This is a genomic window from Gimesia chilikensis, assembly GCF_007744075.1.
In the GTDB taxonomy this organism is placed as follows: Bacteria; Planctomycetota; Planctomycetia; order Planctomycetales; family Planctomycetaceae; genus Gimesia; species Gimesia chilikensis_A.
Genome location: NZ_CP036266.1, coordinates 6,068,484 through 6,079,888 on the forward strand (window position 1 = coordinate 6,068,484; position 11,405 = coordinate 6,079,888).

The window sequence follows — 11,405 nt, forward strand, 5'->3', positions numbered from 1 at the left end:
TCAGCTCGAGAGTAGCCCGTTGATCATCATGATAGCCGCCGGTCCGACCAGCACCACGAAAATCCCGGGAAAGATGAACAGCACCAGCGGGAAGATCATTTTCACCGCCGTCATTGCTGCCTGCTCTTCCGCCAGCTGGCTGCGTTTGACACGCATACTGTCAGACTGAACGCGTAACGCCTGGGCGATTGAAGAACCAAACTTGTCTGCCTGAATCAGAATTGCCGAGAGCGCCCGCATATCATCGACGCCACTGCGAATTCCCAGGTCATGTAACACTTCACGTCGGGGACGTCCCATCTGTAACTGTAAGTTGCACAAAGCAAACTCGTTACAGACATCAGGCGCTGTTTCCTCAAGTTCCTCAGAGACGCGCCGCATCGCAGCATCCAGACCAAGGCCCGCTTCTACGCAGACAACAAGCAGGTCCAGCGCATCAGGCAGAGAGAGAAAGATGCGTTCGATCCGCGCCTTACACATGAAACGCAGTACGATTTCGGGTAGATAGAATCCAATCCCCCCGGCAATCACCAGCGAAGTCCAGCCGTTCTGAGTCAGACCGAAATTATAAAAACCGTAGCCGGATCCAATCAGTACGCCCAGTAACCCAAGGGTCACTTTGAGTGAAAGAAAGATGGACGGCGCATTCTCGGAGTTATACCCTGCGTTCGCCAGGCGTACCTTCAGCTGATTCTCTTCCAGTTCCGACTTGGGAGTCAGTGCTTTCGACAAAGTCGGCGCTGCTTTCTCCAACAGCGAGCTGGCCGAGGCCCCCTCTTCTCCGCCATTGCGTAGATGAGGATTGCGTAATTCATCCAGTCGTTCATTGGCCCGTGATTTATCGGAACTCAATTTATTGACCACGGCGATCACGCCCACGATCACCATCCCGAAGATCGCCCATGGTAGCAATTGAACATAATCCATAATTTCTTCCCCAAACTCAACCGTATTCTGGAAATGTATTCTGCTGTCTGATTCGTTCCTGCCCGAGATGCCTCCGGCAGAGTGTTCGTTCAGATCTTGATGTTAATAATCTTCTTGATCCAGACCGCTCCCAGGACCTGCAGTACGATTCCCCCCGCAATCATTTTGCGTCCGAGTTCATCTGTAAACAGCAGCATCACATAGTCCGGATTGAGATAGTAGACCGCAAAGAACAATGCGATCGGCAATGCCATCAGCACGACACCACTGATACGACCTTCCCCGGTCAATGCCTGAACCTGTCCCATGATCTTAAAACGCTGACGAATGATGTAACCAATTTTGTCGAGGATCTCTGCCAGGTCGCCCCCTGCCTGTCTTTGAATGACCACCGCTGTTACGAAGAACTTCAGGTCCAGGTTCGGCATCCGTTTCAACATGCTTTTCAGGGCAACATCGATCGGCACACCGAGGTTCTGTTCCTCATAGGCCATCGCGAATTCGGTGGCAATCGGAGATGGCATTTCCTGAACCACGACGCTCAGTCCTGAAGCGAGACTGTGACCGGAACGTAAGGCACGTCCTACCAGTTCCAGCGCATCAGGCAGCTGTTGTGCAAATTTCTTGAATCGTCGATTCCTACGAAACAGCAGCCACATGAAAGGCATGGCTCCTGCTCCCATCGCCGCAACCGGGCAGAGCGGGACCGGCGCGTTCGTGAACCAGGCGGCTGCAAAACCCAGCGAGGCAGCGACCGCGGTCATCAGCAGAAATGTATCTGCCTTGAACGGGGCTTCCGCCTGTTCGATAAGCAGCTTGAGATTTCCAAACTTTTCGAACCATTCCGAGATACGGTCCGAAAGGCTGGTCATCCCGCCTCTCACCATTTCCTCTTTGAGTAAGGAAGCTGTTTCCTCGGTGTGTCTTTTCTGTCCGGTGATTACGGCCAGTCGATCTTCCGCCTTACTGGACGAAAAATCCTTGAAGACGAACATGATCGCCCCGACAAACGCCACCATTCCCAGAAAAGCAGCAATAGAGATGATGAGTGTCTGATCCATCTCGCTTTACCTTTACCATTATTCATCTCGATCGCTCGAGATCTGATTATCTACTGTTATTTACTGCAGGACGCGATTGGCAAACAGATTCGAAGGCAGACGCACACCAGCGGCTTCCAGTTGATCCATGAATGCGGGACGAACACCAGTCGCTTCAAAGTGGCCATAAGCGCGGCCGTCCGCATCAATCCCATCCTGAACAAACAGGAAAATATCCTGCATGATCACGGTATCCTGTTCGAGGTTAAGCACCTCGGTCACATGAGTCACTTTTCGTGGCCCCCCCTGCAAGCGGTTCACCTGGATAATCAGGTTGACGGCTGCAGCGAACTGCTGCCGGAGTGCTTTCAGTGGCAGTTCCACGCCCCCCATTGTGATCATCGTTTCCAGACGGGAAACCGCGTCACGAGGGGTGTTAGCGTGAATCGTGGTCAACGAACCTTCGTGACCGGTATTCATCGCCTGGAGCATGTCCAGCGATTCGCCGCCACGACATTCCCCGATGATGATCCGGTCGGGACGCATACGCAGGGCGTTCTTTACGAGATCGGTCGCTGAAATCGCACCGCGCCCTTCAATGTTCGGCGGACGGGTTTCCAGCCGCAGCACGTGTTCCTGCTGCAGCTGAAGTTCCGCAGCGTCTTCAATCGTAATCACACGGTGATCCGGCTGAATGAAGCTGGAGAGTGTATTCAACAAGGTCGTTTTACCGGAACCGGTACCACCACTGATGATCGTATTGATGCGGGCCTTGATCGATCCTTCGAGCAACATCGCAATTTCGGGTGTGAATGCACCGAAGCGCAACAGGTCTTCCAACCCCAGGGGATTCGAACCGAACTTACGAATCGTGAGTGAAGGTCCATCCAGGGCCAGCGGTGGAATCACCGCGTTTAAACGTGAACCATCGGGCAGCCGGGCGTCAACCAGCGGCGATGTTTCATCGACGCGTCGACCAACCTTGGATACGATTCGGTCCAGAATCTGTAACAGGTGCTGATTATCGCGGAACACGACGTTAGAACGTTCAATTCGCCCCTTCTTTTCCACAAACACATGTTTGGGACCGTTGATCATGATGTCGGCAATATCCTGATCCTTCAGCAGCAGTTCCAGGGGACCGAAACCAAATGTTTCATCGAGGATTTCTTCAATCAGCCGTTCGCGTTCGGAACGGTTGAGCAAGGGGTTTTCGGTGTCGCAGAGATGCTCGATCACCAGACGGATTTCCCGTCGCAGAGAGTCTCCTTCGAGATCTCCTACTCGCGACAAGTCCAGTTTTTCAACCAGCTTGCTGTGAATTAACCGTTTCAGATCATCGAATGCCATATTGGGATCAGCGTGGGAAAGGCCATGACCTGCCATTTGCTCAAAACTCCTTCAATTTGTGTCTTTAATTTCAAAACCAGATGTGACTCTCAGAACGTCCCGGCAGGCAACTCGATTTGCGTGCGGGAATTCTCATGAGGTTTTTCCAGTAAAATCTAGTTCATAAAAAAGGCAGATGTCGCCAGAAGCATAAAATGATGCAAAAAAACAGCGCTGCACTATCAGAGAACCACTGCAGGTTCTGACGGTTGGAGGGATTCCAGGGATGTGTCGGGTCGGTTCCATTGTGACAGTTGAGCCTGTCACAATTCGTGGCGAGTTCTGTTTTGTTGAATTGCCCCTCTTTTAAGGAGAGTAAGGTGGCATTTACGCACCCTCCGGGCAAAAAATCATCATGCGCCCCTGCTCTGTGATTCAACCCGCCAATCACAGTTGTGACAAAATCAGAGCCTGCAACCGTTACTTTCCATAAAAGCCAGAACATTGCTGCAACTATCGATGATCGTCCCCACTTTGGGTGAGACAGACAATTTGGTCAGCAAACTACCCCGGTTTGCAGATGAGATCGCAGGCAGCGGACTGTCTGCCGAGCTGATACTGGTGACTGACGATCCCTCCCGGGAGCTCAAGCAGGCATGTGACGTTCTGAACCCGAGCCTGCCCGTCCAGCTGATTTACCCGGAACAGTCTCAATCTCCCACAACCGCGATTCTAGACGGTCTGCAGGCGGCCTCAGGCGAATTTCTGCTGGTACTCACCGACGAATCCTGTCTTTCCCGCGAACTGATTCAGGCACTGAGCACTCCGCTGCTGGAGCAACAGGCTGATTTCGTGATGGGAGCCCCAGAGAATAAATCCGGTTCGCCACTCGCCAACTGGCTGGTTCGACCACTGACGAAGGAAAAAGATCCATGGGCGGACTGTTTTGCCCTCTCCCGGGACAAGCTTGAACAATGTGCGGAGCACCTCACCCCTTCAAGTCCGTACCCTGCCCTGGAATTACTCGTCAAAGGGGAATTCGAGGATGTCGTCACAGTTCCACTTGATGATCACTCTCCTCGCAAACCAGCGTCTACTGTGGGTGAATGGTTTCGACTGGGGGTTCAGCTGAAAACGCTGTACGAGTTCAAATTCAAGAACTACGCTTACTTCCTGCAGTTCGCGATTGTCGGCTCTTCCGGAGTCATCGTGAACCTGTTGGCGCTTTCGCTGCTGCTGGATCTGATGATCCGCCCCCTCGCGGTGGCAACTGCGATCTGGATTGCCATGACCAGCAACTTTCTGCTGAACCGACACATCACATTTTCGTACGCGCGACATGCCCCGCTGCTGAAACAGTACCTGGCCTACTGCGGCAGTTGCCTGACGGGGAATTTCTTCAACTGGCTGACCACGATGGTGCTGTGTGGTACGTTTGCTTTCTTTGCTGCCCAACCACTGATGGCAGCTCTCATCGGAATCCTGGTCGGCATGGGCTTTAATTTTCTGCTCTGCCGTCTACTCGTGTTCGGAAAACAGAAAACCGCAAGCTCAGCCCCCGTCAACGAGCCTGTCGAAAACCACTCTTAAAGTTCGCCAGGCTGATCGCCGGGCGCAGGTGGTTGGCGTTTCTGCTGTTGGGCCATTTTGCGTTGAAACTGCTCGAACGAATGCGTCAGGGAATCGAGCAGTCGGGGAATGTTGGGAGCAGCCAGATGCACGCGTGCGGAAACACAGGAGCGGGGAAAGAATGTCGTGATGAAATCGAATGAAAACTCGGTCGCAGAATGGCCGATCCGGACTGCGTTCGCATAGACGCCGCTCAGCATTTCATCCGGCAGCTTCAATTCATCGTAAAGCTCTTCCGCGGAAGGTGGTTTCTGTGCCGCTTCTGTTGTTTTATCGGCTACGTGTGGCTGCGGTACAGCCTGTGGTGGATTCGCATCCGGTGTGACGGTCTCGCCGACAGCACCTGAGCCCCCAGCAGAGGTGCCTGAAGGAACATCTGAAACCGGGGGGGTCGGTGCATCAGGCTCGGGAGATTCCAGGCCGGCTCCTACGTTAATGGCATCGGAGGAACTGGTAACCTGCGGCGGCAGTGGAGCCGGCATCGCGGGGAAACCAAACCGGTTCTCGTAGTTGGTGAGATTGTCGCGCAGGGCCCGGATCATCTGCGGTACGACTCCAATCGGCAGCACGACGCGGGCGACGACCTGCTGGGGAGTTGAGATGCGCAACAGGAAGTCCAGAATAAATTCGTGTCCCCCCTGCAGAACGACAGCCCCCGTACTGAAGACGCCTCGGGAAACCCCTTCCGGGACCCGGGCACTCACCTGGGAATGACGGATTTCCTGAGTATGACGTTCCGGATTGAACTCTCCAGACGATTCATCGTTGTTCCCTGCTGGTGTTGATTCATCACTCATGGTTTCGATTTCGTTCTTTCAGAATTCTCAAGTTGTCTGTCATTGTCCGGATTGAATTCCGTTCGCGACTGCTCAGTCTTATGTTTCCAGGACGCGCAGTTCCCGAGGCAGAGGAAAGCGAACGGATTCGTTACGAATCGTCGCTGTCTCTACTTCCGCCTGATATTTTTCTGCTAAATGAGTGACCAGTTCATCAACGACGACTTCGGGTGCACTCGCACCTGCAGTAATCAGGATCGACTCACAACCCTCCAGCCATTCCGGGTTCAGTTCCTGAACCCCATCGATGAGATACGATGGTTTGCCGACCGTCTTGCCGATCTCCATCAGTCGTTTGCTGTTGGAACTGTTCTGGCTCCCGAGGACCAGTACCAGGTCGGCTCGGGGAACCAGTTCGGTCACCGCCTCCTGACGATTGGTCGTGGCATAACAGATGTCTTCCTTGGGAGGGCTTTCGATCTGCGGGTATTTCTGCTTCAGACTCTGAATCACCCGACCAGCTTCTTCCACGCTCAAAGTGGTCTGCGTCAGATAAGCCAGTTTCGCATCTTCCGGAAATGACAGATCAGCAACCTCTTCCGGGGTTTCGATCAGCGTGATGCTCTCCGGTGCTTCGCCCATCGTGCCAATGACTTCATCGTGTCCTTCATGGCCGATCAGAATGATGTTGTAACCGGACTGGGCGTATTTAATCGCTTCGGTATGAACTTTGGTTACCAGCGGGCAGGTCGCGTCAATCGTGCGAATGTTCCGATCGCGGGCTTCCTGACGAATCTGGGGAGACACCCCATGTGCACTGAAGACGAGAATCGAATTTTCCGGGACTTCACTCACCGTATCAACGAAGGTGACTCCCAGACTGGTAAACTTATTGACGACGTATTTATTGTGGACGATTTCGTGATAGACGTAGATCTCGCTACCGAAAATACGAATGACTTCTTCGAGACATTCGATCGCCATATTAACTCCCGCACAGAAACCGCGGGGATTTGCCAGAATGACTTTCATTGAATTTGGTACCACTAAAGCAGAGATGAACAGATCTGTTCCTGCAGCGAAATCCAGCAGCCTGCTCCCGAATTCACAATCATCAGAGAGTCAGCATGTCACTGGAATAACTCCGCCACACGGTGCAGGTCGCTTTCCAGCAGCCCTGCACCTGTATTCTATGACGAACGGCAGAGTAAACCAAATCCCTACGGTTGAAAAATCGGACTTTCTGTACAGGAATGCCCCTGTTTTACAGCGAAATCCTATTCCACGGTCACGCTTTTCGCCAGATTCCGCGGCCGGTCGACATTACAGCCTCGCTGGACCGCAATGTGATAGGACAGCAGTTGCAGCGGAATCGCAGTCACCAGCGGTTGCAGGAAATCATCGACATCCGGCACATAAATCACATCGTCGGCGATGTCGGCGATTTTGCGGTCCCCTTCACAGGCGATGGCAATGACGGGACCTTTCCGCGCTTTTACTTCTTCGAGGTTACTCATCACCTTGGGATAAATCTGACCCCGCGGCACCACAAAGACACTGGGGGTCTCTTCATCCACCAGTGCAATTGGGCCGTGCTTCATCTCAGCAGCAGGATACCCTTCTGCATGAATATAACTGATTTCCTTCAGCTTCAAGGCACCTTCCAATGCACCAGGGAAGTTATACAGTCTGCCGAGATAGAGGAAATTGTTGAAGTTGCAGTACTTCTGTGAGATCTCTTTGACCAGATCATTACATTCCAGGCACTTGCGTACCTGATCGGGAACCTGGTGAATGGCGTCGATAATCCGGCGACCGGCGGGATACGACAGGTGCCGCATGCGTCCCAGAAACAGTGCCAGCTGTATCAATACCATCACCTGGGAAGTGAATGCCTTGGTAGACGCGACTCCCACTTCGGGACCGGCGTGCAGATAGATTCCGCCATCGGCTTCACGGGCAATCGTCGAACCGACGACATTACAGATGGCCAACGTAGGATGTCCTTTGCGTTTACATTCCCGCATCGCTGCCAGCGTATCTGCCGTTTCACCACTCTGGGTGATGGCGAAGATCATTGTGTTTTCCGACATGGGAGGATTGCGATAACGCAGTTCGCTCGCGTATTCGACCTCCGTCGGAATCCGTGCGAATTCTTCCAGCAGGTATTCGCCTACCAGACCGGAGTGCCAACTGGTACCACAGGCGGTCAGCACCACGCGATCGATCTTGCGCAGCTGCTGTGGATCGAGATTCAGACCACCGAATTTCGCGGTGGCCTCATCTTCATCGATGCGTCCCCGCATCGCATTTTCCAGCGTTTGCGGCTGTTCGAAGATCTCTTTCAGCATGTAATGTTCAAAGTCACCCAGGTCGGCATCTTCGCTGACCTGGTCGAGTGTCTGAATCGAGGGTGTCTGCTGACCTTCATCCCGATGGAAGACTTCGACTTCATCCCGCGTGAGTACAGCGACTTCATGGTCCGAAAGATAAATCACTTCTTCGGTATAACCTATCAGCGGACTCGCATCGCTGGCAATAAAATGTTCGCCCTTGCCGACGCCGATCACCAGGGGGCTGCCCAGGCGGGCGGCGATCATGACATCGGGCAGTTCCCGGAACAGGATCACCAGACCGTAGGTTCCCTTCAGCTTGGAGAGGGTATTCTCCACCGCCTTCAGGTACGTGTTCGTATCATCCAGGCTTTCACCCAGTTTGATCTGTTCTTCCAGATGGTGCGAGAGCAGGTGCGCGATCGTCTCTGAATCGGTGGTTGTGCGGAAGACATAGCCCAGTGCCTGCAGCTTGGACCGCAGGGATGCGTAGTTTTCGATCACCCCGTTATGCACGATGATGACTTCACCGTTTCCGCCGACATGCGGATGTGAATTCTGGTCGTTGGTTTCGCCGTGAGTGGCCCAGCGGGTGTGTCCGATACCGACGCTGCCCTTGATCGGGCTCGACTTGTACAGGGCCGCCATCTCCATGACGCGCCCTTTTTTCTTGCGAACCTCAATATCGCTGCCCGTATGGACTGCGACACCGGCACTGTCATAGCCACGGTATTCCAGTTTCTGAAGCCCTTTGATCAGCAGCGGGCCCGCTGGCCGATGTCCAATATAGCCGACAATTCCACACATAAACTCGCGCTCCGTCGCTGGATGAGGGAAAACCGTTTAGATTTGAGAAACCTGTCTGGCGACACCAGCAGTCAGACTGCTCTCCGTCCGTGAGATTTCAGTCTGCAGGATTCCGTGATTTTATAAAAAGGATGGTCTCAAGCCGGACCGATGGCGAAACCACCGGCAGGAATGAGACCTGACAGGTACTTAGGGGAGCTGGAAGATATCACAAGTCTTGAAAATGAGTCAACCACGTTTCGCGGATCTCTCGAAGTTCTGCAGTGCGATTCTGATCCAGTTGTCTAGCCGCAAACTATTTGTTGCCAGAGCTTTAGCAAATCGGTCTCTGCAGAACGGGGAGAGAAGCCCAGAGTGGTGTACTTTCATTCCTTCAGCTGAACACGCTCTGCCGCCAGGCGGGCCACTGCGAATGCACAGGCGGCATCAGCGACGGAGGCATCAAAGATTTCCGCCACGTTCGTCAAACGAGCCTGGCTGAGCACCGGATGAGATTTGACGATCTTTTCGGCTAAAAAGACGGCACTTCCACTGATGAGTACCGCTGTGATCGGCTCTGTGACGCGAGCCAGTACCTGATCGATGGCCCGGTGGATCTGGTCCTGGTGACGCTCCGCCAGCCATTCCGCCATCTGCTGTACTTCTTCTGTTGAAATTTCTGTTAAATCGCAGCAGACGGAACGCGCCAGGCGTATCTCGGCTGCTTCCCGGGTTGCCGGCTGGCCGTTGGCGGTATCCAGGTCGGCCGCATCCTCGGGCCGCATGTTCAGTAAGAGGTACAAATCGAGGGTTGTCGCGAAGCTCTCCGCTGCCAGGGGGCACTGCTGGTCTCGTAACGGAACAGAGTGCGAAAGCATGGCGAGCGGCGTCCGTCGGCCCCCGGTGTAAACCAGCTCCCCTGAGAGCAGCCGTTCTACATCCGTCAGCCCTGCCGGTACGGGAAAGCCCTGTTCCAGTGGAATGATGTCGGTCGTTGTCGAGCCGATATCGATCAGCAGGCCCCCCGGTTCCTGAACCATCCGCCCGACCCAGGTAGCCAGAGCATGCCAGTTCGCTGCTGCTGCCAGTAAAGGATATTCGCGGGCGATGTCGGTCGTGATGAACTCGGCTCCCGTCGACCAGACGATGACCGGAGCCGGTGTTACCGCGGCTTCGATGGCAGACAGGATCTGATCCACGCCCGCAGCTTTCGTTTCAAAACAGTCAGCCAGTTCGCCGGTCATTGTTACCGCGACCAGGTCGGGGCGTGAAAAATTGGTCAGCAACTCTCGCAAAGCGTCTGCTAATAATTCTGGTGTCTTCCAGAGCGGGAACGGGACGGAATGCGCTTTCCCGTCACAGTCCGCCGCCTTCAGATTCGCACCGCCCACATCCAGACCGATTACATACATCACATGTCTTTCTCTGATTACGCAAGCCGTTGGAAACTTCCATCAGGCTGGAAGGACACAGCTTGCTCTAGATCCCACTTCAGGTTGGACGCTCCCGCGGAGAAACCTGTAACCCATGCAGCCAGATTATCGGGAGTTAACCGTCGATAACCGGTGTAAGCGGTCGTCAGGCGCGGATTGATTTCCACGAGCACAGGTGCAAGTGGTGTCCGGTCAGGCAACAGAATATCAAAGCCCACGTATCCCGCAAGTCCGGGGAGCAGATCACAGGTCTGAGAGATTAACTCCTGAATCGCGGATCTGGCGTCAGGTTCCAGTCGCGCGGGAATCCGGCCTCCCTGATAGAGAAACCGAGGTTCCCAAGAGAGAGTCTGTTCCCCGATCGGTAACAGTTCACAGCGCGCGTCCTGAATCAGAGCCGCAGCAGAAAGTGATTTTCCTTCCAGCCAGGGCTGCCAGATCAAGTCAGCTGCGCCTGCCTGTCTACCAGTAAACCAGTTGTGCCACTCTTCTGGTTGGTTGAATCGCAGTAATCCCATGCCGCCTGCTCCCCAGCGATGTTTGACCAGACAGGGAAAGCGGGTGGGAAGCTCGGCTGCTTCACTCAGCAATGCAGTCTCAATTGTGGGGATGCCCGCTTTCTGCAATACCTGATAGAGCTGCCACTTATCTGAGGTCAACTGAATCGTAGTTGGGTCGGGCCCCAGCACACAGGCTCCGGTTTCCACCGCCCAGCGGGTTCTCGTTAACAGTAGATCATCAAATTCGGGGGCAATCACCCAAACCAGATCGGCCTGCTGACAGGCCTGACAAAAGTACTCCGATTCAGTCTCAGGTTGATCCACGCGCTGGATGTAAAGTCGCTGCTCCTGTTCCGCCTGCTGAAATTCCGGAGCCGTCAGCAGGCCCGGTTGTACGCAGGTCCGGACCTGAATACCGGGAATCTGCAACAGATCAGACAAAACCGCTTCCAGCATCGCCGTCCCTTCAGCCAGCAGGGAGGGCTCAGATTCCGCCAGCGGGCAGCCACCACTACAGAGATATTCGGAGACAAAAACGGTCGATAACATGCCAGATTCGATTCAATTCAGTCTGATTTCAGACGCAGAGACGAAGCACGCCGGACCAGATATCCGTTATCAGGGGTATTGCCGAAACGAAGCGCACTATTTC

At 54.1% G+C, this 11,405-nt stretch carries 9 protein-coding genes; 1 reads left to right on the forward strand and 8 read right to left on the reverse strand.

What is annotated here, in order from left to right; translation table 11 throughout:
- The 3 genes from HG66A1_RS22780 to HG66A1_RS22790 form a co-directional block, all read right to left on the reverse strand.
- Positions 1-927, reverse strand: a complete 927-nt coding sequence (locus tag HG66A1_RS22780) for a type II secretion system F family protein (RefSeq protein WP_145189483.1) — start codon at positions 925-927, stop codon at positions 1-3.
- A gap of 89 nt (positions 928-1,016) precedes the next feature.
- Positions 1,017-1,988 (reverse strand): type II secretion system F family protein, encoded by a 972-nt coding sequence (locus HG66A1_RS22785; RefSeq protein ID WP_145189486.1) that lies wholly within the window; start codon positions 1,986-1,988, stop codon positions 1,017-1,019.
- A 60-nt stretch (positions 1,989-2,048) separates the two neighbouring features.
- Entirely contained in the window at positions 2,049-3,353 is a 1,305-nt protein-coding gene (locus tag HG66A1_RS22790) for a CpaF family protein (protein WP_145189489.1), read from the reverse strand.
- Between the two features lie 462 nt (positions 3,354-3,815).
- Between HG66A1_RS22790 and HG66A1_RS22795 the strand changes: the two genes are divergently transcribed.
- On the forward strand, positions 3,816-4,886 hold the full coding sequence (locus HG66A1_RS22795) for a GtrA family protein (protein ID WP_145189493.1): 1,071 nt from the start codon (positions 3,816-3,818) through the stop codon (positions 4,884-4,886).
- Here HG66A1_RS22795 and HG66A1_RS22800 read toward each other — a convergent pair.
- The 5 genes from HG66A1_RS22800 to HG66A1_RS22820 form a co-directional block, all read right to left on the reverse strand.
- Complete coding sequence (locus HG66A1_RS22800; protein WP_197996757.1) at positions 4,883-5,722, reverse strand: DUF3467 domain-containing protein; 840 nt, start codon at positions 5,720-5,722, stop codon at positions 4,883-4,885. The genes HG66A1_RS22795 and HG66A1_RS22800 overlap by 4 nt on opposite strands.
- Before the next feature lie 78 nt (positions 5,723-5,800).
- On the reverse strand, positions 5,801-6,733 hold the full coding sequence (ispH, locus tag HG66A1_RS22805; protein ID WP_145189496.1) for a 4-hydroxy-3-methylbut-2-enyl diphosphate reductase: 933 nt from the start codon (positions 6,731-6,733) through the stop codon (positions 5,801-5,803).
- 245 nt (positions 6,734-6,978) lie between these two features.
- Positions 6,979-8,841, reverse strand: a complete 1,863-nt coding sequence (gene glmS, locus HG66A1_RS22810; RefSeq protein WP_145189499.1) for a glutamine--fructose-6-phosphate transaminase (isomerizing) — start codon at positions 8,839-8,841, stop codon at positions 6,979-6,981.
- 365 nt (positions 8,842-9,206) lie between these two features.
- A complete protein-coding gene (locus tag HG66A1_RS22815; protein ID WP_145189503.1) occupies positions 9,207-10,232 on the reverse strand; it encodes a hydantoinase/oxoprolinase family protein in 1,026 nt (341 codons plus the stop codon).
- Positions 10,233-10,249: 17 nt separating this feature from the next.
- Entirely contained in the window at positions 10,250-11,302 is a 1,053-nt protein-coding gene (locus HG66A1_RS22820; RefSeq protein ID WP_145189506.1) for an ATP-grasp domain-containing protein, read from the reverse strand.
- Positions 11,303-11,405 lie beyond the last annotated feature (103 nt).